This window comes from Heliobacterium chlorum, from assembly GCF_014502795.1.
GTDB classification, from domain to species: Bacteria; Bacillota; Desulfitobacteriia; order Heliobacteriales; family Heliobacteriaceae; genus Heliobacterium; species Heliobacterium chlorum.
Genome location: NZ_JACVHF010000017.1, coordinates 41,245 through 65,293 on the forward strand (window position 1 = coordinate 41,245; position 24,049 = coordinate 65,293).

At 50.7% G+C, this 24,049-nt stretch carries 18 protein-coding genes; 9 read left to right on the forward strand and 9 right to left on the reverse strand.

The genetic code is table 11. The features are described from left to right. The first annotated feature begins 136 nt into the window (after positions 1–136). From tpiA to H1S01_RS14555, 5 genes are all read left to right on the forward strand, one after another. Complete coding sequence (gene tpiA / locus H1S01_RS14535; protein ID WP_188041151.1) at positions 137–892, forward strand: triose-phosphate isomerase; 756 nt, start codon at positions 137–139, stop codon at positions 890–892. A gap of 110 nt (positions 893–1,002) precedes the next feature. Next, positions 1,003–2,553, forward strand: a complete 1,551-nt coding sequence (gene gpmI, locus H1S01_RS14540; protein ID WP_188041152.1) for a 2,3-bisphosphoglycerate-independent phosphoglycerate mutase — start codon at positions 1,003–1,005, stop codon at positions 2,551–2,553. A gap of 102 nt (positions 2,554–2,655) precedes the next feature. Continuing rightward, positions 2,656–3,972, forward strand: a complete 1,317-nt coding sequence (gene eno / locus H1S01_RS14545) for a phosphopyruvate hydratase (RefSeq protein WP_188041153.1) — start codon at positions 2,656–2,658, stop codon at positions 3,970–3,972. Positions 3,973–4,082: 110 nt separating this feature from the next. Beyond that, positions 4,083–5,774 (forward strand): phosphate/phosphite/phosphonate ABC transporter substrate-binding protein, encoded by a 1,692-nt coding sequence (phnD, locus tag H1S01_RS14550; protein WP_188041154.1) that lies wholly within the window; start codon positions 4,083–4,085, stop codon positions 5,772–5,774. 280 nt (positions 5,775–6,054) lie between these two features. Continuing rightward, positions 6,055–6,612: a 3'-5' exonuclease gene (locus H1S01_RS14555; protein WP_188041155.1), complete on the forward strand. Its 558-nt coding sequence runs from the start codon at positions 6,055–6,057 to the stop codon at positions 6,610–6,612. A gap of 46 nt (positions 6,613–6,658) precedes the next feature. Here H1S01_RS14555 and H1S01_RS14560 read toward each other — a convergent pair whose 3' ends face one another. The 5 genes from H1S01_RS14560 to mutM all read right to left on the reverse strand — a co-directional run bounded on the left by H1S01_RS14560 (position 6,659) and on the right by mutM (position 11,913). Further along, positions 6,659–6,826, reverse strand: a complete 168-nt coding sequence (locus tag H1S01_RS14560) for a hypothetical protein (RefSeq protein ID WP_188041156.1) — start codon at positions 6,824–6,826, stop codon at positions 6,659–6,661. 7 nt (positions 6,827–6,833) lie between these two features. Further along, a complete protein-coding gene (locus H1S01_RS14565) occupies positions 6,834–8,129 on the reverse strand; it encodes a Ger(x)C family spore germination protein (RefSeq protein ID WP_188041157.1) in 1,296 nt (431 codons plus the stop codon). Next, positions 8,126–9,238 (reverse strand): GerAB/ArcD/ProY family transporter, encoded by a 1,113-nt coding sequence (locus H1S01_RS14570; RefSeq protein ID WP_188041158.1) that lies wholly within the window; start codon positions 9,236–9,238, stop codon positions 8,126–8,128. Before H1S01_RS14570 ends, H1S01_RS14565 begins: the two co-directional genes overlap by 4 nt. Continuing rightward, the gene (locus H1S01_RS14575; protein WP_188041159.1) at positions 9,222–10,901 is read right to left on the reverse strand and encodes a spore germination protein; all 1,680 of its coding nucleotides are present in this window, start codon (positions 10,899–10,901) and stop codon (positions 9,222–9,224) included. Before H1S01_RS14575 ends, H1S01_RS14570 begins: the two co-directional genes overlap by 17 nt. A 193-nt stretch (positions 10,902–11,094) precedes the next feature. Continuing rightward, the gene (gene mutM, locus H1S01_RS14580; RefSeq protein WP_188041160.1) at positions 11,095–11,913 is read right to left on the reverse strand and encodes a bifunctional DNA-formamidopyrimidine glycosylase/DNA-(apurinic or apyrimidinic site) lyase; all 819 of its coding nucleotides are present in this window, start codon (positions 11,911–11,913) and stop codon (positions 11,095–11,097) included. Between the two features lie 297 nt (positions 11,914–12,210). Between mutM and H1S01_RS14585 the strand changes: the two genes are divergently transcribed. Next, entirely contained in the window at positions 12,211–13,653 is a 1,443-nt protein-coding gene (locus H1S01_RS14585) for an aldehyde dehydrogenase family protein (protein ID WP_188041161.1), read from the forward strand. A gap of 199 nt (positions 13,654–13,852) precedes the next feature. Beyond that, positions 13,853–16,015 (forward strand): YcdB/YcdC domain-containing protein, encoded by a 2,163-nt coding sequence (locus H1S01_RS14590; protein ID WP_188041162.1) that lies wholly within the window; start codon positions 13,853–13,855, stop codon positions 16,013–16,015. A 128-nt stretch (positions 16,016–16,143) separates the two neighbouring features. Here the strand turns inward: H1S01_RS14590 and H1S01_RS14595 are convergent, their stop codons facing one another. The 3 genes from H1S01_RS14595 to H1S01_RS14605 all read right to left on the reverse strand — a co-directional run bounded on the left by H1S01_RS14595 (position 16,144) and on the right by H1S01_RS14605 (position 20,859). Continuing rightward, a complete protein-coding gene (locus tag H1S01_RS14595; protein ID WP_188041163.1) occupies positions 16,144–16,572 on the reverse strand; it encodes a hypothetical protein in 429 nt (142 codons plus the stop codon). Between the two features lie 148 nt (positions 16,573–16,720). Beyond that, positions 16,721–19,912 carry a PAS domain S-box protein gene (locus H1S01_RS14600; RefSeq protein ID WP_188041164.1) on the reverse strand — a complete coding sequence of 1,064 codons (3,192 nt, stop codon included), beginning with the start codon at positions 19,910–19,912 and terminating at the stop codon, positions 16,721–16,723. A gap of 140 nt (positions 19,913–20,052) precedes the next feature. Continuing rightward, positions 20,053–20,859, reverse strand: a complete 807-nt coding sequence (locus H1S01_RS14605; protein WP_188041165.1) for a M23 family metallopeptidase — start codon at positions 20,857–20,859, stop codon at positions 20,053–20,055. A 216-nt stretch (positions 20,860–21,075) separates the two neighbouring features. On the opposite strand from H1S01_RS14605, the gene H1S01_RS14610 reads away from it, so the two are divergent. Both H1S01_RS14610 and H1S01_RS14615 read left to right on the forward strand, forming a co-directional pair. Beyond that, the gene (locus H1S01_RS14610) at positions 21,076–21,726 is read left to right on the forward strand and encodes an HAD family hydrolase (RefSeq protein WP_188041166.1); all 651 of its coding nucleotides are present in this window, start codon (positions 21,076–21,078) and stop codon (positions 21,724–21,726) included. A gap of 208 nt (positions 21,727–21,934) precedes the next feature. Next, a complete protein-coding gene (locus tag H1S01_RS14615; RefSeq protein ID WP_188041167.1) occupies positions 21,935–23,119 on the forward strand; it encodes a M24 family metallopeptidase in 1,185 nt (394 codons plus the stop codon). Positions 23,120–23,231: 112 nt separating this feature from the next. Here H1S01_RS14615 and H1S01_RS14620 read toward each other — a convergent pair whose 3' ends face one another. After that, positions 23,232–24,005: a YhfC family intramembrane metalloprotease gene (locus tag H1S01_RS14620; protein WP_188041168.1), complete on the reverse strand. Its 774-nt coding sequence runs from the start codon at positions 24,003–24,005 to the stop codon at positions 23,232–23,234. Positions 24,006–24,049 lie beyond the last annotated feature (44 nt).

Genomic DNA, 24,049 nt, shown 5'->3' on the forward strand with positions numbered 1-24,049 from the left:
AATCAGGGTGTAATGACTAGGCGCGCTTCGTCATTACACCCTCGATTATGCCTGTAAGGGGCACTAGGCGACCGAAATGGTCTCATTTCAATTGTGCTTATAAAATGAATCGATTTATCGTAAGGAGCGTTCAGGCATGCGCAAAACGATCATCGCCGGCAACTGGAAGATGCACAAAACCATCGCCGAAGCGGTTACTTTGGCCGAAGCGATTAAGAGCCAAAACCCGAATCCGTCTCTAGAAATCGTCATCTGCCCGCCCTTTACGGCTTTAACTGAAGTCGCAAAGGCAGTGCAAGGCAGCCCTGTCGCTGTGGCTGCGCAAAACATGCATTGGGAAGTGCAAGGGGCTTTCACCGGTGAAGTCTCTCCGGCCATGGTTAAAGATGCCGGATGTAAATACGTCGTGCTGGGCCACTCGGAACGGCGCCAGTATTTCGGAGAAACAGATGAAACGGTAAATAAAAAAGTGAAAGCCGCCATCACTCATGAACTCATCCCTATCGTTTGTGTTGGCGAGACGCTGGAACAACGGGAAGCGGGACAAACGGAAGATGTCGTCGCCACGCAAACAAAAGGCGGCTTGGCTGGCCTCTCGGCTCAAGAAGTGGCTGACCTGGTGATCGCTTATGAACCGGTTTGGGCGATCGGTACGGGACGGACGGCTTCTGACGATGACGCTCAACAGGTCAACGCGTACATTCGCAGTGTCGTGGCTGAAGTTTTCGGTACGGAAGCAGCTGAAGCTGTGCGCATCCAGTACGGCGGCAGCGTCAAGCCGTCGAACGCAAAAAATCTGCTCGCCAAGGGGGATATCGACGGCGCCTTGGTCGGCGGAGCCAGCTTGAAAATCGAAGACTTCCAAGGAATCATCGATGGAGCTAAAGCCTAAATATTCAATCGAAGTTTCCACGGTTTATTTACCGACAGCCTGTCTACCATTTGTTTTTCAAAAGTAAACGATAGATGTTGTCTCCCGTGTAAGTAAGGAGGGTTCCGGTCATGTCCGATAAAAAACGCCCGGTAGCCCTCATCATCCTCGATGGCTGGGGTCAGCGGGATGAAAAGACCGGCAACGCCATAACTATGGCTAGAACGCCTAACATGGATCATTGGATGAAGGAGTACCCTTCGACGACACTCGCCTGCTCCGGTGAAGCCGTGGGCTTGCCGGAAGGACAGATGGGTAACTCCGAAGTGGGCCACTTGAATATGGGCGCAGGCCGTGTCGTCTACCAGGAATTGACCCGAATCACTAAGTCGATCAAAAAGGGCGACTTTTTCGAGAATCCGGCTCTGCTTGCAGCGGTGCGGAAGGTCAAGGCGCAGGGGAAAAGCCTCCACGTCATGGGCTTGCTCTCCGACGGCGGGGTACATAGCCACATAAATCACCTGATCGCCGTCCTTGAACTGGCCCGAAGGCAGGGCCTAAAACAGGTCTATGTACATGCATTTTTAGATGGACGAGACGTGCCGCCGTCCAGTGCCGGCGAATATCTGAGCAAAGTGCTTGCTCAAATGGACGCATTGGACCTGGGAATCATCGCGACCATTTCCGGCCGCTATTACGCCATGGATCGGGACAATCGCTGGGAACGGGTTGAAAAAGCATACCGGGCGATGGTGCGGGGAGAAGGCCGGAAGGCGGTTTCTCCGTCAGAAGCGATTGAACTGGCCTATCAAGCCGGTGAAACGGATGAGTTTGTCCAGCCGACGGTGATCATCGATGACCAGGGCTGTCCCATCTCCGTTGTGAACGATGGCGACGCTGTCGTTTTTATCAACTTCCGGCCCGACCGTGCTCGGCAGATCACTCGCGCTTTTGTCGATAAAGACTTTGCAGGATTTGACCGGGGAGAGGGAAATCCGATCGTCGATTTTGTCTGTATGACCGAATACGACAAGACCATTGAAGTCCCGGTGGCCTTTCTGCCGAGCACGATGGCCAATACCCTCGGCGAATGGCTCTCCAAGCAAGGCTTGCAGCAGTTGCGAGTGGCTGAAACGGAGAAATACGCTCATGTAACTTTCTTTTTCAATGGCGGGGTAGAGGCGCAGTACCCCGGTGAGGAGCGAGTGCTCATCGCTTCGCCGAAGGTAGCCACCTACGATCTGCTTCCCGAGATGTCTGCACCGGCAGTCACGAAAGCCCTGCTGGAGCGCTTGGCGATCGGCGACAAGGACTTGTACATCCTGAACTTTGCCAACGCCGATATGGTCGGTCATACCGGTATCATCGAGGCAGCCCGGCAAGCGGTAGAGACGGTCGATGCCAGCTTGGACCGGATCGTCGAAGCCATCCGGCAACAATCGGGGACGGTCGTCATCACGGCCGATCACGGCAACGCCGAAAAGATGGTCGATGAGCAGGGCGGCCCTTTTACCGCCCATACGACTTCGCCAGTCCCTTTTATTCTGATCGATGATCAACAGAAATCAGCAACACTTCGCCATGACGGGAGCTTACAGGATATCGCTCCCACGTTGTTGGCACTATTGGGGCTTCCTAAACCGGTCGAGATGACGGGGACAAGTTTGATTCAGGTCGATTAATGACCTAAAGGAAAAGCTAGGCAGGAACAGTTTATAAAGATATATGTTTAGCAAGGAAAATAGATAGAAAAAATCAGGAAAAAAGATTCGGAGGATGTTACAATGAGCGTCATCAATGATATCAAAGCCCGGGAAATTCTTGATTCCCGTGGCAACCCTACCCTGGAAGTCGAAGTCTGGCTCGTCGACGGCACCATGGGCCGGGCTGCCGTACCTTCCGGTGCATCGACCGGTGCTTATGAAGCCGTCGAACTGCGAGACGGCGACAAAAGCCGCTACCTGGGCAAAGGGGTCCGTCAAGCTGTCGAAAACGTGCGGAACCTGATCAAGCCTGCTCTATGTCAGCACGATGCTACCAACCAGAATGGAATCGACAGTATCCTTTTAGAACTCGACGGCACACCGAATAAGGCCAAGCTCGGCGCTAACGCCATCCTCGGCGTATCGCTGGCCGTCGCTAAAGCTGCTGCCAACTATTTCGGCCTTCCTCTATACCAGTACATCGGCGGTGTTAACGCGAAAGAACTGCCTGTGCCGATGATGAACATCCTCAACGGCGGTGCCCATGCTGACAATAACGTAGACATCCAAGAATTCATGGTCCTGCCCGTAGGCGCGAGTTCTTTTGCCGAAGGTCTGCGGATGGGCGCGGAAATCTTCCATAACTTAAAATCAGTGCTCAAAGCCAAGGGATTGAACACGGCTGTCGGCGACGAAGGCGGTTTCGCCCCTAACTTAAAGAGCAACGAAGAAGCCTTACAGGTGATCCTGGAAGCTATCGAAAAAGCGGGCTATCGTCCCGGTGAAGATGTATTCCTCGGTCTCGACGTGGCGGCGACCGAACTTTATCAAGGCGGCAAATATGTCCTTTCCGGTGAAGGCGTCACCTACAGCGACGACGAGATGATCGCCTTCTACAGCCGCCTTTGCGAAAAATACCCCATCATCACCATCGAAGACGGCTTGTCCGAAGATGACTGGGAAGGCTGGGCCAAACTGACGAAAGCCCTCGGCAAAAAAGTCCAACTGGTCGGCGATGACCTCTTTGTGACGAACACGAAACGCCTCGCTCAAGGGATCGCCGGTAGTGTGGCCAACTCGATCCTGATCAAAGTCAACCAGATCGGCACACTGACAGAAACGCTGGAAGCGATCGAAATGGCCAAGCGGGCCGGCTACACCGCTGTTGTCTCTCACCGTTCCGGTGAAACAGATGACACGACCATCGCCGACTTGGCCGTTGCCACAAATGCCGGACAGATCAAAACCGGCGCTCCTTCCCGGACCGACCGGGTCGCCAAGTACAACCAACTCCTCCGGATTGAAGAAGAACTAGACGATCAGGCTCGTTACCAGGGCAAAAATGTTTTCTACAATCTCGATCATGCGGACAGCCGGGCAAAACGCATTTTGTATTAATCATCGGGCTCTCTGAGAAGGGGATGTTTGAGTAATTGTAGAAATAAATCCCTTAATAAGCGGGAAAGAAATTGCAATCTCAAACAGTAGGTGACAAGATGCAAAAGGACATGAAGCGAGAACGTACGACCCTAGCCAATGAAGAGTACGATATTCTTCCCTTATCAGAAAAGCTTGGCATTGATGCCCACCAGGTGAACTGGACAGTTGGAGAAACTTCCGAGGTGGCCAAGAGCCTCGTTAAGACGATTGAAAAAAACAGCGACGAATTGATGGATGGTTCTGCCCGTTTGGAAGAACTCACCGGTGTAGCTCGACTGCTCGAAGAGAGAGCTCAGCAAGTGGCAACTCTGTGCGGCGCACGATTGCCCCAGGTTCAAGCGGGAGAGAAACAAGTCAGCGAGGCTGAATCGCTTTTGCTGCAAATCGCTGACGATGTCATGGAGTATGCCAATGCTGCGGTGAAACTGCGAGAACTCTCTGAATCGATCACTCGTTTTGTCAAAGAATCGCGAGATATCGCCCGGAAGACAAACCTTCTCGCCTTAAACGCATCCATCGAAGCGGCCCGTGCCGGCGCTGCTGGAAGAGGTTTTGCTGTCGTCGCCGAAGAGATCCGCAAACTGGCGGAAAAGAGCGCCCAATCTGCCCAGGGAATCCAGGTGACGGCGGAACTGATCAAAAAAGACATTCACGCAGTGGCATCGGGAGCGGAGTTTAGTTCCAAACAACTGAACAGCATTGTCAAAGATGTACGGGCCGGGAAAGAAGTGCTATCTTCAACGGTACATACCTTTGAGGAGATCACCGAATTCAATCGTGAACTGTCAGAAGCTACTTCCCAGCATGCCGAGACGACGGAACAGATGGCGATCATCTTCACCTCGTTGAGCGAAGGGATGCATGATATTACTGAGCGAGTGCGAGACCAGGAGAAGCACCAGCAGTACCTGAGAAACTTGTCCAGGCAGATGTATGGGCATGTTCACACCTTACAGAAGCAGGCTGTCCGGTTCAAGCAGGATAACGAGCTGATCTTCGGCATCAACCCAGCCTTAAGTCCGGATACGATCAGGCAGATGTATCTTCCTGTCATCAACGCCCTCTGCGAGAATTTAGGCTATCAAGGGCGGATACTGATCGCCTCTGATTATAACGCTTTGGCCGATTCGCTCCATGGGAATATCGTCGATGTGGGTTGGTTCTCTCCCTTGGCCTATGTGAACGCATCAGTGAGCGGGAAAACGATACCCCTTGCCACTCCGATCGTCAACGGTCATGCCACCTATAAGGGATATATCGTCACAAATCGAGGCAGCAGCATCGGCAAGCTTACAGATTTGCGAGGAAAGCGATTGGCTTACGTCGATCCTAAATCGGCATCAGGCTATGCGTATCCGCGGCGGTTATTGAGCAAAGCCGGACTGGATCCTGATCGAGACTTAGGTGAGACGATTTTCTTAGGCACTCACAGCCGTGTCATCGATGCCGTTCTATCGGGAGAGGTCGCTGCCGGCGCCACCTATTCCGAAGCTATCGATGACGCTAAACATCGCGGCTTGAACGTAGAGAAACTCCTCTACCTGGCTGAGACAGAGCCGATTCCGAAAGACTGCATCGCTGCCCGCCCCCAACTGGATGGAGAGATCGTCACGAAGTTAAAGCAAGGCTTGTTGGAGTTAGCTCAGACTCGCGAGGGGAAAGCAGCCCTAGGGAAAAACGCCATTCAAGGTTTCATAGAATCGCGAGATGAAAACTACAACATCGTACGGGAAGTCCTGCTCGGGGATAGAAGCAGATAGAATGCATTAATGATGTGGTAAAGATAAAATCGACATAGAAACATAAATAATGATAAGATAATGTCTAGTCGCCCTGCGTTCTTTCTGTTACGGGAAAAGAAGCAGGGCGATTTTTTCTTTATCAGGTCGCCTAAAAATGGAGCATTGTCCTTGCGGACTACCCGTGATAAAGTGAGGAGTAGTTAAATTATTATTGAGCTATAGCATTATCGACTGTTGAATTCCGCAATAAACCTGATAATCACGGGGGAGCGACAGCGGAAATACTTGAGGTGGTAAGATGGAATTTATCGCGATCGACTTTGAAACAGCCAACTATAATCGGGACAGCGCCTGTGCCCTGGGGATAGTCGTCGTTTCACAGCACAGGGTCATCGAAAAACGGGTCTGGTTGATTCGCCCGCCTCGCTTGTACATACATCCTCGCTTTACCGAGATTCATGGTATTCGTGTCGAACAGGTGAGAGACAAGCCTACCTTTGGTCAGCTTTGGCCGGAGATCAGTGCCTATCTCGATGGACGCCCCGTTGTAGCCCACAACGCCACTTTCGATATCGGCGTATTAAAGGCGGTCATGAATACATATCAAATCACTTGCAACGGCTTCCCCTACTTATGTACCTTGGCGATGGCTCGAAAAACATGGCCGAAACTGCAAAGCCATAAGTTGAACGTGGTGGCCGAACACTTAGGAATTTCGCTGCAGCACCATGACGCCTTGGAAGATGCCGCCGCTGCTGCCGGCATCGTTTCTGCCATCTGTCAAGAACGGCAAATCCAAAGTATGGGACAGCTTGTAGAGTCGCTCGGTGTGGGAATGCATAACTTTATCATGTAAGCTTACGGATGAGGCTGACCCCCAGTTCTAACAACGGGGTCAGCCTTTACGTTTTGTACATCGCCAAGAGAGCCGGGAAAATAAGCACGGCAAGAGCGAGCAGATAAGTAAAAACGGCCGCCGGCTTATGACCGTCATGCCACAATTGTCTACCGTAATTAAAGGTATAGGTGGAAATCCCCAAAAGAATGATCGCTGCGAGTACTGTCGTCATGATTTCTTCATCTCGATTCTTCGGACCGTGGTTGAATGCGCAATCCCGGGCGACGAATTTTAAAATCTACATGAACGGTAACACTCGCGCCGGAAAAACGGTTTTTCCAATCAAGACTATCGAATTCCTGCATCGTAAGTGATCGCATTTGAATCGAACGGGCGAGATAAAAAGGGTCAATCTTCTCTTTTTGAGCACGCTCGATGAGTTGACTCGTTTCCGCCGTGATTGAATCGACCACTTGAGATTCTAGCAATGTGATCCTATCTGTAGATACATAAGGTTCTAACGCTAAAACGGATAAAAGCTGCCCTTCTAGAAACAAATGGATATCGATAAAGGGTTTATCCCCTTCCCAGGTAACGTCGATTTTCGGCTGTTGGGCCCTTCGAATAATCACACTGAACGGACCCTTTCCGTTCGGGGTATCGAAGACCCAAATTCCTCCCCGATAGCTGTCTCTAAGCAAACCGTAGATGCGAGCGTCCCAAGCAGACCACTTATCGATCAACCTACCCTCTTGCATGACCGCAATGCCGAGAAACTCGGAAGGATTGCCGCCGGAACGAGGTAGAGAGCGAAGTGTTTTTCCTCCAGGTTCGACGTTTCCCTCGATCTCTTGATGATACTTATCGGTTGGCAGTGGTCTTACGGAGCCGTCTTTTTTCTCAGAACTGACGATGGGATTGACCCCAACCAAAGGGAGAACTGCATTTAACTGGTGGTTATCGACCTCATTTAGAAAATCGTGTAAGGTAGGCATTCGGGTATAGCCGTAGCGAACCACTCCTCGAGCCACATCGTCCACATAGCGAGATACGCTTTTTTCGAGTACCGGTTCAGCCGTTAGAAAGATATTGCGAGCCGGCCCCTCTTTGGCAACCCAGATGTAGACGCTACGGCGAAACTGCGGAAATCGTTCCAAAACATCAAGATAGGGAAGGACGCCTTCTTTAGCGATTTCTTCACCGAAGATTAACACGCGAAGGTGACGAAAATCGACTCTTCTCTCCACCGTCGCTTCGGCTAGGCTGACCGCTTCGGGAATGGTACGTGCCGTAATGGTGATCGGTTTTGTCGTTTGCGTGATCGACTCCCCACCGGTTTTTCCGGTAGGCCCACCAATATTTCCGGGGACGGCAATCCGCATGACGACGTCGATTTTATTGTCAATACTTCGATCGACACCCATCGTCAAAACAAAAGCTAAGTTTTCCAGCTCGTTGCGGTCCCAGCAGCCTGTCTGTAAAGCGAGTGTGGCAAAAACGATACATACACAGATCCATTTAAGCCAGGATCTCATGGACGGTTCTCCTGAGGACGATAGAATAGCTTGCTCCATAGCAACAAAATCACTGGTAGTCCGTAAAAAGGGATTTGCAACAACCAGGGTATGAAGGAATACGTGTTTACCGCATCGAGACTTCTAGGGGGAATAAAGGATACGCAAATGGAAAGTACAGCCAGTGGAATTAGATACGGTCGAAAATCGGTAGCTCGAATCCCTTGGGTCAGCGTAAGGGCTGCTCCGTACAATCCGACGGCGAGACCAACCGATGAAACACTAGCCCAGACAAAGACAAACATAGGATCGAGCCGTTGGAGAAACGTTTCAAACCGAATGAGGCGAGTCACCTGAAAGAGAGGGAATCCCATCTGTTGGGCAGATTGGATCTGAAAACACATTTCATAGACAACCTGTGCAAATACAAAAAGAACGGCGGAAAGAACGAGTGTAGCTAAACCGCTGCGTCGAAAGTCTTTTTGTTCCCGAAACAACGGTGCGATAAAACCTAATAGAATGATTTCTTCATATAAGCTTGTGTATAGCAGTCCCGCACTCAAAGTATCCCAAAATCCATATCCCAACCAAGGACTTAAATTATAGACGGTACCCATAGTTCCCCCGAAAGTTAAGGCGAGCGTAAGTACCGTCAATCCAATCGGGGCGATAATCATAATCGTGCGGGATAAGCTCTCAAAACCACCGATGGCAAGATAGATGTTTAGTACAACCATCGAGATGACAACTATCGATATGGGTGTTTGTGGTAAGAGCGTAGTGAGCACAAATTCGGCGAAGATACGCAGTTCATACCCACTGATTAAGATAAATAAACTGGAGAAAAGAATCCCTAATAAGAACTGAATCGTAGGACCCCAAAATAAACCAGCAATACTTAAGAGGGAAGCACGGGAAAAAGTAGCGGTAAGGTGATTAAGAATGAAAAAAATAACGATTGCGCCAATCACTCCGATCAATGGAACCATCCAGGCTGCAGTACCGGCCATTTGACAGAGTTCCCTTGGATTAGCTAAAAACATCTTTACATGAACGAAGCTACCGATACAAATGGACGCTTCGATCCAACCGACATAACCCTGGCGTTTTGTGCTATTTTTTTGATTCATTGAGAAAAACCAACTCCAACGGCACCGATGCATCCCATGGGCGAGTCACTTTTTTTGCTCTAAACGTGTCTAGGGGGCGAGTATAGTCGGGACGCTTTTCTTCCTTGTAGGGAGGGCGACGGAAAAAGGGAGTCAAAAAGCGCTTTTCTAAGGGCGCAACCGGTGTCAAAAAGGGTATGCCTAGTGATCGAAGGCCGATGGCATGTCGAATGAGGGCAACTAGTCCAAGCAACACCCCGTAAAAACCAAAAGTGCTTCCCAATAGCAGATTGATTAACCGGACTAGGCGCAGACTGAACGTCAGCGAATATTGAGGCATCGAATAACCAGCCAATACGGTGACAGCCATGATGATGATCATCACGGGGGAGACAATTCCCGCCTCGACCACAGCCTGTCCGATGATGATAGCTCCCACGATACCGATGGTCGCCCCAATCACCTTTGGAACACGCAATGTAGCCTCCCGGATAAACTCAAAAGCCAACTCTAAAAAGAAAACGGCCACAAAGCTCGGAAACGGAACCCGTTCCCTCGCCGACGCAATAGAAAGCATCAGTTCTGTCGGGATCATCTCCGGGTGAAAGGAAACCATAGCCACATAGAGTCCAGGCAAAAACAGGGAGATGAACAAGCCGATTAAGCGCACAAACCGGGCCAGAGTACCAATAGGCCAACGGAAGTAAATGTCCTCCGGTGAATGCAACTGGGACCAGAAATTCACTGGAGCAATCAGCACGAGGGGACTACCTTCCAACATGACCGCTACTGAGCCTTCCAACAGAAAAGCGACTGTACGGTCAGGGCGCTCTGTCAGCAACATCTGTGAAAATAGGGAGGCAGGTCGATCTTGAATATACTGCTCGATCATGCCGATGTTGTAAATCATATCGATATCGATCGATTTCAAGCGGCGCCGCATTTCCCAGACCAGTTTCGGATTGGTAAGTCCATCGATATAGAGAAGGTAGAGAGGGCCTCGGTTGCGGCGGCCTGCCGGAAGCGACTCGGCCATGAACCCGGGGATAGCCAAGCGCATTCGCAACAAACTGAGATTTTTTTGAGCGACTTCGACAAAAGCGTCATAGGGACCCGGTACGACTGTTTCTATTCGAGGCGTGTCGATGCCGCGACTCTGCTGCTGTCGCAAATCAACGACAATGGCCCAGTCGAAGCCGTCAATATGAAGGAAAGTCATTCCCCTGACGATGTTTTTTACGACATCTTCGATGGATGATACGGTTTCGATCACATGACAGTACGTAAGGGCGTCAGACAGACTCTCAGGAGTGACGTCTTCTATCGAACCGGAGTATTCAAGAAGAGGGCCGATGACGGACTCCTGCATGAGTTCGGAATTGGTTATACTTTCGAAAAAAGCAATCGAAACTTTTCCCCAGGGAACCGAAAGCAAACGAAGGATAAAATCAGGATTTCGCTTTGCACGAAATTTTCGAGTGAGTATCCGATGGAGGTCCTGAGCATCGGAAGGGATCGGAGTGACGCTTTGGGGCTTCTGATAGTTGTTTATATTTAAATGGCGGCGGATAGGCGGACGATTTGGGCTTAAGGAAAACTGTTTCTGAATCGTCGGTTCGTTGACCGTTAGAAGGTCTTTGATATAGGTTTTTACTTTATTGGCACCCTTAGAGTTGTTTGTCAACGCAAGGCGCTCCTTTTACCGATTCAGGATTCAGAAAAACTGCTAAAGATTGAGAATGGCCCGTTGTAATTTGTGTTCATGATTAACTTCCCCAGAGTGGTGTAATTCATGCGTAATTCCTACCAATTCAACCTGCTCTTGCCTGTATAGAGTGTTTACCAGAAAAACAAGGCCTTCGATTCAGTCATCTAGATTAATGCTGGCAGTCAGGACAGAAAAAGGCGTTGCGACCTCCGACCTTGACCGTCTCAACGGCACGGCCGCAAGTAGGACAAGGTTGACCGGTCCGTTCATAAACCTGCAGTTGATTCGTATAGCCTCCTGTCAATTCATCGCCGGTCATGAAGGGATACTCGGAGACACCGCCTTGCTGAACGGCTGTTTGGAGCGTTGATAGGAGGCACTTGTATAAACGGTCAATTTCTGATTCATGGAGCGTAGACGTTTTTCGTACCGGCAAGATCCGGCTGCAAAAGAGAATCTCATTAGAATAGACGTTGCCGATGCCGGCGATGAACTTCTGATCCATCAAGAGCGGTTTGATCATTCCCCGCCGTCCTTTCAACATCTGCTCGAACTTGGCCAGTGAGAACTGTGCATCGAGTGGTTCCGGTCCCAGTTCGGCATAGTCGGGATGAGACATCACCATTTCATCCGAAAAAAGATGGATGAAGCCCAAATGCATCCGGTAGAAGGAGAGCCGCTCTCCGGAATCGAAGAGGATGATCACGTTGGCCCCATCGGGGATAGCTTCGGCCGGTAAGAAGAAGCGCAGATATCCGTCGATCATGAAATGAAACAACATGGACCGATCGGTCGGCAGTCGAAGCCGGATAACTTTACCTCTCCGCTGGGCGCTTATAAAAGACTGGTTTTTCAATGCTTCTGTGAACTCGTCTATGGAAACATTGAGGGTTTTTGGCCGGTTGACGACGACGTCCTGAATCATCTTGCCGACAACGTGCTTTTCCAGATGCAGACGGACCGTTTCAATTTCGGGCAGTTCCGGCATACCGATTACTCCTCTTGAGCGTGATTAGTTATGGTCATAAAGGAAACGGTTATCAACACCATTTTTCTTTAGCGATATAATCGGGTCCTGCGATTGAGGATTTCAAACCATTGAGAGTACTTCGTAAAATTGTTTTTACATACATGATGTCCAATGTTCGCTCATGAATGTAGATTGCGGCAATAGGAACCTCCGTTGACAGGAATCGGAAAAAAGGAGAAAATCGAAGGAGAGCCGTTATTTACCTATATGGAAGGGGTTATACGGGAAAGGACGATATGGAGCGGAGGAAGGAATATGGAAAGAGAACAGGCCTGTGGGCTGCTCATCAACGGTGCTTGGGTACATACAGAAGACAATTTCGAAGTTCGAGATAAATATTCCGGAGAAGTGCTCGCCCGGGTCAGTCAAGCCGGCGAAGAAGAAGTCCGCGCAGCCGTTACGGCGGCCAAAGCTGCTTTAGCTCATCCGATGACGCCCCAACAGCGCTATGAGATCTTGATGAAACTGAAGGATCTGCTCTTCGAGAACCGCCGGGAACTGGGTGAACTGATCGCTGCGGAAGCGGGCAAGCCGCTGAAGGACGCCCTGGCTGAAGTGGGGCGGGCGGCAGAGACGATCCGCCTCTCGGCGGAAGAAGCACTTCGCATCACTGGAGAGACCGTTCCGGTGGAGGGCTTTCCTGGTTCAGAAAACCGTTTAGCATTCACTATCCGTGTGCCCGTCGGCGTCGTTTGCGCTATCAGCCCCTTCAACTACCCTTTGAACCTGGTCTGTCATAAAGTGGGACCAGCCTTGGCCGCCGGAAATGCTGTCGTATTGAAACCGGCGTCGACAACGCCGCTATCGGCGATACGCCTTTGTGAGCTTACTCAGCAAGCAGGACTCCCGGACGGCTGGCTTAATGTGGTCGTTGGCCCCGGCTGGACTGTTGGGGAAGCGTTGCTGGCGAACGACGACATCAACTATTACACGTTTACCGGATCCTACGCTGTCGGCAAGCGGCTTAAGGAACGAGCGGGCATGCGCAAAGTCACCTTGGAACTAGGCTCGAACTCGGGCACCATCGTGCACAAAGACGCTGACCTGGAACTGGCAGCGCGGCAGTGCGCCCGCATGGCTTTTGCCAATGCGGGCCAAATCTGCATCTCTGTCCAGCGCGTCCTCGTCCATGAGCAGATTTTTGATGCTTTCACCCGGGAATTGACAGCCCATACGCAAAGGCTGGTGGTCGGCGATCCGAGAGAGATGACGACAGATGTGGGGCCTGTCATCTGTGAACAAGAAGCGGAGCGGATCATCCAATGGGTTCAGGAGGCGGTGGAGCAAGGCGCTAAATTGCTTACCGGCGGAAATCGTCAGGGGGCCCTCGTTCAGCCGACGGTACTGGCTGATGTAGGAGCGACCATGCGCGTCTGGTGCCAGGAGATCTTCGGGCCTGTCGTTACCTTGATGCCCTATCAGACGATTCAGGAAGCCATCGACAAGATCAATGATTCCGAGTACGGCCTGCAAGCAGGTATCTTTACGAACGCCATGGATGTGGCCTTAGAATGCGCCAAAAAGATAAAAGTCGGTGGTATCATCATCAACGACACTTCGACCTACCGGGCCGATAACATGCCCTATGGCGGGGTAAAAAACAGTGGCACTGGCAAGGAAGGCCCGGCTTATGCTGTCCGGGAGATGACGGAAAGCCGGATCGTCGTCTTTAACCACAGGCCGCCGCAAGGAGAATAAGTTGGTAACAAAATGGTAATTCTTCTTACTACAACACAAAATTAATTTATCCCAATACAAAAGAAGGAAAATAAAAGCCGATGCATAATTAATTTGCATCGGCTTTTATTAGGTATAAAATGAAAATCCAGTCATTTTTTCAAAACCATCTGTCCATCTGCTGCGTCATTATAGGAAAAGTAATATTAGGAGGGTACTTGTGAAAAAAAGCTGCCGGAAATGGACTGCTGCCGGACTGACAGCGCTGATGCTGTTCAGTGCAGCCCCCGCGGTTTGGGCCGGAATGTCTCCGGAACAAAATCAAAACGAAACGGCCCAGGCGAAAATCACCTTGGAACAGGCCGTGAAAAAGGCAAAAGAAGCCTTTCCAATCCCAGCAGAACTGAGCCGTTTTACATCCCGCTTTTCTACGCAAGAAAATCAACGAAGTTGGGAATTGCAATGGGACCTGGAAGACGGGGGTCCCCACTTTAGCAGCATGCAAATTTCTATCGATGCCGACACGGGAGATATCCGCTCCATGTTTCGTTGGAAAGATGACCCCCGGAACAGCAACCTGATTCGAACACCGAAGATCAGCCGGGAACAGGCATTAGAGAAAGCTAAGGAACTCGTCCAACGGCTGCACCCCGGACTCCTGGCGGAATTGGAACTTCAACCCGAGTCGGCGAATATGACCAATTCTGCCGATGCCTTGCGAAACGGTCAGTACTCTTTCGAGTGGATTCGTAAAGCCAACGGGGTCCCTGTTCGTTGGAACGGAGCTGGCGTAGCTGTATCAGCGGAAGATGGAAGTATCACCAATTATCACTTTACATGGCTCAGAGATACGATCCCCAGCGGAACTGCTCAGTGTACTCCGGAAGCGGCGGAAGCGGCTTTTAAGAAAGCCCAGATGCTCCAACTGCAATATTTCATCACACCTGGTTATGCGCGAAAAGGCGACCAAACACCGCAGGTCAAATTGGTCTATCAATTGCATCACCCTTCCGAAGGGAAGATCGATGCGAAAACAGGACAACCTTATACACCGCAGGGAGATACATCTAGTAACGGTATGATTCCATTTCTATCCGGTACGGGAGGAGGACCTGGAAACAACGCATTAACGCCGGAAGAACAGGCGGCAAAAATCCAATCGGAAGGTATGATCAGCCGGGAAAAAGCACTAGCCCTAGTTGAAAAATGGGTACCTACGACCAAAAAGGGTGAAATACAAAGTGTTTTACACCAAAACCCCTTAGGAAGCAAGAATAACTTTATTTGGGATTTCAGTTGGTCGGAAAATAACACATTTTGTAATGCCAGCGTAGACGCTAAAACGGGGGAACTCGTTGAAATATCGAGGAGAAACCATTTTGATGGAAGTGAGCCCGGAAAGTTAGATCGTGACGGTGCCCGTAAGATAGCCGACGATTTTCTGCGGAAAATACAGCCCGATAAACTGAAGTTGACCCAGTACGATCCATTAGCTGTTCTATCAGAGTTCCGACCCGATGGAAAACTGTCAAACCACCAGACCTTTTTCTATAATCGAATGGTCAACCAAATTCCTTTTCCCCAAAACGGTTTCCAGGTTGAGGTGGATACGGTAACCAAAGAAATCACCGGATATCGATGCAGTTGGGATCAAATGGACTTTCCTTCTCCCGACGGCGTCATCTCGGCAGATGAGGCTGTGGACGCTTTTTTGGAGTATATGCCCCTCAAATTGGTCTATGATGTGCCCTTTCGTCAAGTGGAAAAGACTCCGGTCCTCTTGACGTACGCTCCCGACATCAAGCCGGGGATGGGCTTCGTACAGATGATAGATGGTCGCAGCAAAAAACCCCTCAGCTATGACGGAGAACCTGTCTCTGCTGTTGGGGACAAAGTATTTACGGACGTGACGGGGCATCGAGCGGAAAAAGAAATCCAGATGATCGGACGGCTCGATATGCTCCGGGAGTATAAAGATTCTTTTCATCCCGATGAACCGCTGAAAGCAGTAGCCCTCGTAAAGGCACTCTACCAGTTGAGGCATGAGGGATGGCAGCCGGACGAGGGCGCACTTGTGCGACAGGCTGTCAGCGAAGGCTGGCTGGACAAAAATCTCAAGGCCGATTCTACTCTCACTCGCATGGAAATGGCTAAAACGGTTGTCCGTTTCTTAGGACTCGACGTGGCGGCCCGGTACGGGGGAATCTATAAAGTACCCTATACTGACGCAGACTCCCTGTCGCCGGAACAGGTCGGTTATGCCGTATTGGCCGGTGCTATGGGTGTCATTTCATCGCAAGAGGGCGCTTTCCGAGCCAATGATATCGTCAGTCGCGCCGATGGCGCAGTTGCGCTCGTTCATCTGATGGATATAAAGAGGTAATTCCAATAATCAGACCTTGCCCGAATAAGAAAGACCCTGCCGCGTTTATGAACGGCAGGGTCTTAGTTCATGTATTTGTCATCCGTACAGAATTGCTTGTTTTGAAGATTTGCCATTCGGTGATGTTGTCACTGATAATTTAATTTATCCGTCGAGGGATCGTAAACGGCTACCGAGACATGACGAAGACCTTCTCGCAACAATCCCGATTTGGCATGGTTAATCAAGGAACCGTTGAGGAATTTGCTATAGCAGTCTTGGGGAACGACAAGAACCGTTCGATATTGGGAGGAGAAAGTCGTCAATTGTTGTGTCGTATGTACATCGCCTAAAGTGGAGCAGGTTTCAATTTCGTACACTGTCGTTACATCATCTTTGGTGGCCATGATGTCGGGCACACAGTGCTCGATCTCTTTCGGTGCTCCTTCTTCCCAATGGATATGGTCGGCCAGGACGTAATATCCTGCCACTTTCAGTTGGCTGGCTACGGCTTGTACGCACTGGTCGTGACTGGTCTGCTCGACTTGCACACGATTCGGGTTTTTCCCTCTGAACATAACCGCCCACCTCACTAATATCCTGTTATATGCAAAAAGCCCTTTTCCAGCGTTAAGGGGCACATACGCCGAAAAGGGCTTTTTCACCTTGGGAAGTCAAAAGACAAAGCTTGCTGTTCGTTATCTCATTCTCTTACGAATGATTATATCATGCCTGCCGATCATTGCCAACGGCGTCTTTCGGTGACCCTTTCGGACGGTCACTTACTTGTGCCAAAGCGGCCAAGACTTGGACATATTCCGTCTCTAGCCTTTGAAATAATTCTCCGGTACAACCAATATCGCCGGAGCGTCCGCAAGATTCCATTTGTGCACAGAGGGAGGTGAAAGTCTTAGCTCCGATAGCAGCGCTGGCAGATTTTAAGGCATGGGCATTCTCTTTGATGCCGGTTGATTCTCGATGGGCCACGGCAAGATTCAGATGCTCCATCAGATGAGCCGATTCGTCGATGTAGGTGGAAAGGATATCATCAAGCAACTCGTCTAGGTCGGTTTCTTTTACCCCAAGAACTTGGGCGAGTGAAGCCATGTCGATGACAGCTCTGTGTTCCGGCTTCAACGGCAGCCAATGTTTTAACAAGGCGATCAGCTTTTCGGGATCGATCGGTTTGCTTATATAATCATCCATGCCGGCATAGAGGCATTTTTCCCGATCCCCCTGCATGGCCAGAGCGGTGATGGCGATGATGGGTACATGGCGGGTCGTTTCCGATTCCCAATCGCGGATGACAGCCGTCGTTTCAAAACCATCCATCTCGGGCATATGACAATCCATAAAGATCAGAGCATAGTCCTGTTTAGCAACGGCGCCAATCGCTTCCAGACCATTGGAGACAGCATGGACGGTCAGTCCTAGTCTTTCTAATAGAGCTGTGGCGAGCCGTTGATTGACCAAGTTATCTTCCACAAGGAGGATGGGGAGGTCCACATGAAAATAAGTATCGTTGATTCCCAGTTTCTTATCTCGCCACCCCTTGATCTCGGGTGTCTTTTCTTCTTTAAAAAAGGCGTGAGGCTGAACTGCGATGCGTAAGGGGAGTGTGAACCAGAAAGTAGAACCTTTGCCAGGCACACTGTTCACCCCGATCCGGCCGCCCATCAATTCGACGAGCCGTTTGGAGATCGCTAATCCGAGACCGGTTCCGCCGAACCGGCGGGATGTAGAACTGTCCGCCTGGGTGAAGGGATGAAAGAGGCGCTCTTGTACGTCTTTGCTAATCCCGATGCCTGTATCGGTCACGGCAAAGCGGACCCACAGTTCAACGCCATCTTCTGATTCCACCTGAACATCAACAGTGACGTTGCCATTGTCGGTAAATTTCATAGCGTTGTTGACAAGATTCAACAACACTTGACGTATCCGGTTCGGATCGCCCCAGAGAGGTGGGGTGGATTGGGACGAAATGTTCGTGGTCAACTCAATGCCTTTTTCTTTTGCCCGGTTGGCAAACAGTTTGGTGACGCTGTGGACAAGTGGAGGCAAGGAAAAATCGACCATATGGAGTTCCATCTTTTCGGCTTCCACTTTTGAATAGTCTAGAATATCGTTGATCACATTGAGCAAGACCGTGGCCGATTCCATCACCGCTTCGGCATACTCCTGTTGTTCCTTGGACAAGTCCGTATCGAGGAGAAGGTCTGTCATGCCTAAGATGCCGTTCATCGGTGTCCGGATCTCATGGCTCATCATGGCCAAAAAGTTGCTCTTTGCCTGGCTAGATTCTTCCGCTTTCTTTTTGGCTTTTTGCAGTTCTTCTTCCACCTGTTTTTTATCGGTAATGTCCATGACTAGCCCGTCGAGACGAATTACTTTTTTGTCGCTGTCAAGGACGGGGATCATGTGATCCCGTACCCAGCGAACAGTTCCATCGTGGCGGATAATGCGATATTCATTGGCCAAGGGCTGACCGTCTTCGACGAGCGATACCGTTGACATGACCTCTTCAAATTCGTCGGGGTGGATGAATTGCATCCATAGGTCCGGATTTTCCATGAAGGCTTCCCGAGGAACGCCGTAAATCTTCTCACTGACCGAGGAGAATTGTAGCATTTTCTGATTGGTCGTATCCAAAGACCAGAAAAGAAGATCGAGGTTTTCAAATACATTGCTCAACTGCTCCCGTGTGGCGAGCAATGTTTCTTCGATACGCCTGCGCTCGGTGATATCGGAAAAGGTCGTTACGACTTGATAGGGGATTTCTGAATCGGGTTGACGTAGCGGTTCTGAGTTAATCTGAACCCAAGTGAGCTCGCCTGTCGGCTTATGTACCCCCATAATGACGTTATGACAAGGCTCCCCTGTTTGTAATGTCACCATGGCTGGATGATCTTCTCCGGGGAAAGGAGAACCGTCTTCATGGATGGCTCTCCAGCGGGGATCGACAGAGGTGCGGCCTTCCATCTGTTCAACCGTTAGACCTAGGATCTGTTCGGCTGTCCGGTTCGCTCTCACGATGCGGCCGTCGCGGCCCTGCACGACCATCCCTTCAGCCATAGCCGTTACGATCGAGCGGTAGCTTTCCTCACGGTCCCGCAGGGCTGCTTCCGATTCCATTTGCTTGGTAATATCGAGGGTGGCACCCCGGTAGCCGAGCAATTTGTTCCGCTCATCGAAAAAGGGCACCCCGTTGGCACTCAGCCAAATTATTCGTCCTGAAGGTAGTTGCTTGCGAAAAATCAAGTCTCGAAAAGGCCGTTCTTGTTGAATAGCTTCCCGGATAATCTTATCATAGGCCCAAATATCGTCATGACACATGAAGGATTTAGCACTTTTACCGATCATCTCGTCGGGAGGGATTCCCAAGATGTCAATGGTTCGTTCCGATAGGTAGATGTAGCGGCCCTGTAGATCGACTTCCCATATGTACTCGTCAAAGGCGCGAAGGACATCGCGAAAACGCTGCTCATTTTCTCTCAGTTTTTTTTCCATCTGTTTTAAGTGGGTGATGTCTCGGCCTACGCCGATGATCTCGATGACCTTGCCGTCGAGATCAAAGATCGGTGAGAGCGAAGTATGATAATATTGTTGTCCTCCAGGGGAAAGAACAGACCACTCATAGACAGTGACCTCGCCGAACAGGCAACGTTCGATAGCGTCCTGGTGAATCTGAGCATCCCCTTCACCCAATATCTCTCGATGGGTTTTATGTAAAAAGACATCGTCTGTCAAACCTGTCGCTTGCAACCATCTCCCGTAGACTCCCGTATGCCGTCCTTCGGGGTCCAACGTAAAAATGACGTCATCCATGGCGTTCAGCAGGGTTTGAAACCGCTGTTCCCGTGCTTGCAAGATCTTTAAAAGCTCTGAATATTGCTTTTCACTTTGCGCAGACTGGCCCACTATGAAACCACCGCCTTGAGGTTTCTGTTAAGTTAAATTATACATATTTTTCGGGACTGCAGTAGTCCCTGTACGGAGCAGTATAAAAATAAAAAAGCCTCAACCACAAGCGGTGAAGGCTAAGACCTTTCGTTTGTTTTTTACCATAAGCGAAAAGGGGGATCTTTTCGCTTTTCCACATTCTGCCGGATGACAGGAGAGATGATGGTTGGTTGATAGAGGGTTAAAACGAGCTCAGAGCCGTTGAGTTCATAAGGAGAAGCGTTGACAACGATCTCGGCAGAGGGGTTATTCGAAGTGAGCCGGGGTGCCGCAGGTAGGGGAGAGGAAGGTAAAGGTTTCTTTGGGGCTTCCTCAGCCGGGGGAAGGGATGGCGAGAAGGTTAGGCTGATTTTAGGTTCCAACGGATTACGGCTATAAAGGCGCGGCGCCACTTTCGGGGTGTTAGCCGGGAAGGCATGGATGGCGCGGCGAAGAGCGACTGCAAAGGAAGTTTTCCCGCTAAAAGGTTGTCTGCTCGGAGGGACTCTATTCGTACCGGATGACTCTGCCGCGGCTAAAAAGGGATAGGGGTTGACCCAGTCTCCTTCAGGACTTCGAATGCCATAATGCAGGTGAGGCGGTGTCGTCCGAGCATTTCCTGTGTTTCCCACATAACCCACGATCGTACCGGCGGCGATGCGATCGCCGACGCAAACATCGCCGTAGGCGCTTAAATGAGCGTAGTAATGATAGTTTCCGTCATCGTCGCGGACCCCGACTCGGTTACCGCCGATCTCGTTGACGCCGACTTTCTCGACGACACCACCGGTCGTAGCGTAGATGGGGGTTCCCCGAACAGCAAAAATGTCGATGCCGTCATGGGTGACTGTTTCCTTCCGGGGTGCTCCGAAGGTGTCGGTCAGTGTGGCCCCGGGAATTGGGTTAGGAAGTGCTGTAATATGCATCAGGAGACCTCCCCGGATCGTTCAGGATTCGTAGATGTTGCCCCGTAATATATATGGTACCATCTCCCCATTTTATGAGGGCATGAAAAGGAATTTATAGGACAGACGAGAATTCTAAAATGGGCCTGAACGCTTACTTTGTCCATCGTCCTTCTGTATTGCCGTTAGCCGAAGTCGTTTCATTGCATTTGTATTGAATGAAAAGGATGTGCAACCATGACCTATAAAGCGGTTCTCTTCGACCTAGACGGCACATTGCTCGACACATTAGATGATTTGGCGAATTCCATGAACAGGGTGTTGGCACAGGGCGGCTTTCCGACTCATGATGTCGCCTGCTACCGGTACTTCGTCGGTGACGGATTGCTCACGCTCGTCAAGCGAGTACTGCCGGAAGAGTGCCGAGACGAGGAAACGGTGCAACGATGTTTCACCGCCATGCAAGCGGAGTATGGCCGGCGGTGGGCCGAACTGACCCGTCCCTACGACGGAATCCCAGAGCTTCTCCAACAACTTGCCGAACGAGCCATTCCACTCACCATCCTGTCTAACAAGCCTGATGAATGGACACAGATCATGGTGCGGCACTTTTTCCCGCAACAGGCCTTTCAACTGGTGTACGGACAGCGACCATCGGTACCGAAAAAGCCCGATCCGGCAGGCGCATTGGAAATTGCCGCCGCCCTTGATATTCCGCCGGAACAATTCCTCTACCTGGGGGACACGAACACGGACATGCAGACGGCCAATAGCGCCGGCATGATGGCTATCGGCGTTCTCTGGGGTTTCCGACCGGCGGAAGAACTTCTGGCCGCCGGAGCGAAAAAGCTCATCGCCCAACCGAGTGAACTGTTGGCTTATTTCTAGACAGCAAGAGTCAACCTATATGGAACATTTGCAGGGAATCGGGGTGTAATGACGCCGCTGCGCTCAAATTGCTAGCTACGTCACCACACCCCGAGTGTGCTATGTCTATAGTCCAAACAGGAGTGTCCGATTTGGTAAACCTGTGGGCACAATTTTCCCATCATTTAGGCGGGTACAAAAGACTTTATATGACAGAGGAGAATTATCGATGCTACTGACCCCTAAAAGTGAACTAGATCGAAGAATCCATCGTTTACAACAGTTGCTTACTCAAGAAGGCATAGACGGCATGATCATCGTCCAAAATGCCGATCTGTTCTATTTCGCCGGAACCATCCAGCGTTCTCATCTTTTTATACCTGCCGAGGGCAAGCCGCTGCTTTTCGTCAAGAGAAGTTACGAGCGGGCCAAAGAGGAGTCGGCCCTCAGCGAAATCATCCCTCTTGATAATCCCAAAGATCTTCCTGCTATGCTGAGTGCTCACGGGCATACCAGCCTAAATACGCTTGGATTCGAACTGGATGTGCTGCCGGCGAGCCAATTTTTTCGCTACCAAAAGCTCTTTGCCGGAATCCGGCTTGTTGACGGCAGCTCACTCATTCGAACCGTCCGGGCCATCAAATCGGAGTATGAGATCGGTCTAATGAAATTAGCCGGTGAACAAAGCCGAGGGGCTTTTGACTATGTATCCCAGTGCTTACAAGCCGGCATAAGCGAACTTGAACTCGCCAGTCAAGTGGAGGCTTTTTACCGTGCCCAAGGCCATCCCGGTCATGTGCGTACCCGGGGATTCAATATGGATATCGGCTACGGACAGCTATCATCAGGGACAAGCTTGGCCATTCCTTCCTTTTTCGAAGGCCCCATCGGCGGTACGGGACTTTCGCCCCTGCTGTCCATGGGCTCGGGAACAAAGATCATCGAACGGGATGAAACGGTCTTCGTCGATTACGTCGGTATTCGAGAAGGCTATATGGTCGATGCGACGCGGGTGTTTTGCATAGGAAAACTTCCCGACCACCTGGTCCGTGCTCATGGGGTGTCTATAGAGATTCAACACTTGCTCAAGACCGAGGGCCGACCCGGTGTCACTGGCGGCGAACTCTACGAAAAGGCGGTGGCCCTGGCGAAAAAGCATGGGCTGAAGGAGCATTTCATGGGCTATGCGGACCAGGTCGCCTTTGTGGGTCACGGCATCGGAATCGAACTGGACGAGTGGCCTGTTATCGCCAAAGGGGTGAAAACGCCTCTGGAAGCGGGGATGGTCTTCGCCATGGAGCCCAAGTTCGTCTTTCCGGAAGGCGCCGTAGGTTTGGAAGATACCTTTGTTGTGCGGCCGGAGGGGCTGGAAGCGATAACGGAGTACGAAGAGGGCATCATTTACTTACCCTAAGTGTTGAGGAGAAGAAAGAACAGCCATGACCGCATGAAATCGGGTCATGGCTGTTTTGTCTTCGGTTATGAAGAGTCTATTCCTTGTTTGACGATCGCCGCACTGCCGGAGCCTACTCATCGTATAACACTCTTGTCTTAAGGATATAGGCTACGGAAAGAACGAAAATCACAAACAGATAGGCGGCCAAGTACCAACCATTGAATTTTTGAGCTTGGTACAAGCCGACAGGGAAGTCGATAAAGGCATGAAGCAAGACGGCGAGGGGGAGGTAGATCAGCTTTCCTTTCCTGACGCCAGAGAGCACAAAGAGGGACAATGCGATTTGAATCGCTAGAGCGCCTAAACGTTCTAAACCTCCGGCGGCGAAAAGGTAAGGCGGCGTATCGAGCAGCAAAGAGCGGGTCTGCTCAAAAGTCTCCGGCGGGAGCTTCTCCCTGAGGGTATAATATGTTCCGCTGTTGATCATCTGGCCCAGGATAATCGACTGGACGCTGGCAAAAGCGCCGATCAGGATGGATTCGAGCCCGCCATGACCGATGCCGTAAGCCATTCCGTCTTTCCAAGCCCACCGGGGTTTTAGCCAAGAGGCAAAGGCAAGATACCGGCCTGTTTCCTCAAAGAGGCCAGCCGCCACGGATTCGTAGATGCCGTACCAGAGGGGATTTTTTAAAAAAGCTGCCGTTTGGGGATTTATGGTGAACATATAGACGTGGAGCATTTTTTCGAGCACCTGCGTGTATAAAAACCAGACCAAGGCGCCGATGGCAAGGACCTTAAAAGAAAGCTTCTCGCGGATATGAAGGTAAAGAAACAATCCAACCGGCGCCAAGATGGAGATAAGCAAAGTAGAGGCCATAAAGAAAAAGGACAAGTTGCTGACCATAGAAGACCTCCCAACCGGGCGAGCCGGAGAAAATCAAAAGTCTT

What these genes read in the sequence shown, in the direction of transcription:
- mutM (WP_188041160.1), bottom strand. Translation starts at nt 11,913, where the DNA reads ATGCCGGAACTGCCCGAAATTGAAACGGTCCGTCTGCATCTGGAAAAG.
- H1S01_RS14570 (WP_188041158.1), bottom strand. Translation starts at nt 9,238, where the DNA reads ATGAATCAAAAAAATAGCACAAAACGCCAGGGTTATGTCGGTTGGATC.
- H1S01_RS14560 (WP_188041156.1), bottom strand. Translation starts at nt 6,826, where the DNA reads ATGACGACAGTACTCGCAGCGATCATTCTTTTGGGGATTTCCACCTAT.
- phnD (WP_188041154.1), top strand. Translation starts at nt 4,083, where the DNA reads ATGAAGCGAGAACGTACGACCCTAGCCAATGAAGAGTACGATATTCTT.
- H1S01_RS14555 (WP_188041155.1), top strand. Translation starts at nt 6,055, where the DNA reads ATGGAATTTATCGCGATCGACTTTGAAACAGCCAACTATAATCGGGAC.
- H1S01_RS14615 (WP_188041167.1), top strand. Translation starts at nt 21,935, where the DNA reads ATGCTACTGACCCCTAAAAGTGAACTAGATCGAAGAATCCATCGTTTA.
- H1S01_RS14595 (WP_188041163.1), bottom strand. Translation starts at nt 16,572, where the DNA reads ATGTTCAGAGGGAAAAACCCGAATCGTGTGCAAGTCGAGCAGACCAGT.
- tpiA (WP_188041151.1), top strand. Translation starts at nt 137, where the DNA reads ATGCGCAAAACGATCATCGCCGGCAACTGGAAGATGCACAAAACCATC.
- H1S01_RS14605 (WP_188041165.1), bottom strand. Translation starts at nt 20,859, where the DNA reads ATGCATATTACAGCACTTCCTAACCCAATTCCCGGGGCCACACTGACC.
- eno (WP_188041153.1), top strand. Translation starts at nt 2,656, where the DNA reads ATGAGCGTCATCAATGATATCAAAGCCCGGGAAATTCTTGATTCCCGT.
- gpmI (WP_188041152.1), top strand. Translation starts at nt 1,003, where the DNA reads ATGTCCGATAAAAAACGCCCGGTAGCCCTCATCATCCTCGATGGCTGG.
- H1S01_RS14610 (WP_188041166.1), top strand. Translation starts at nt 21,076, where the DNA reads ATGACCTATAAAGCGGTTCTCTTCGACCTAGACGGCACATTGCTCGAC.
- H1S01_RS14565 (WP_188041157.1), bottom strand. Translation starts at nt 8,129, where the DNA reads ATGAGATCCTGGCTTAAATGGATCTGTGTATGTATCGTTTTTGCCACA.
- H1S01_RS14620 (WP_188041168.1), bottom strand. Translation starts at nt 24,005, where the DNA reads ATGGTCAGCAACTTGTCCTTTTTCTTTATGGCCTCTACTTTGCTTATC.
- H1S01_RS14585 (WP_188041161.1), top strand. Translation starts at nt 12,211, where the DNA reads ATGGAAAGAGAACAGGCCTGTGGGCTGCTCATCAACGGTGCTTGGGTA.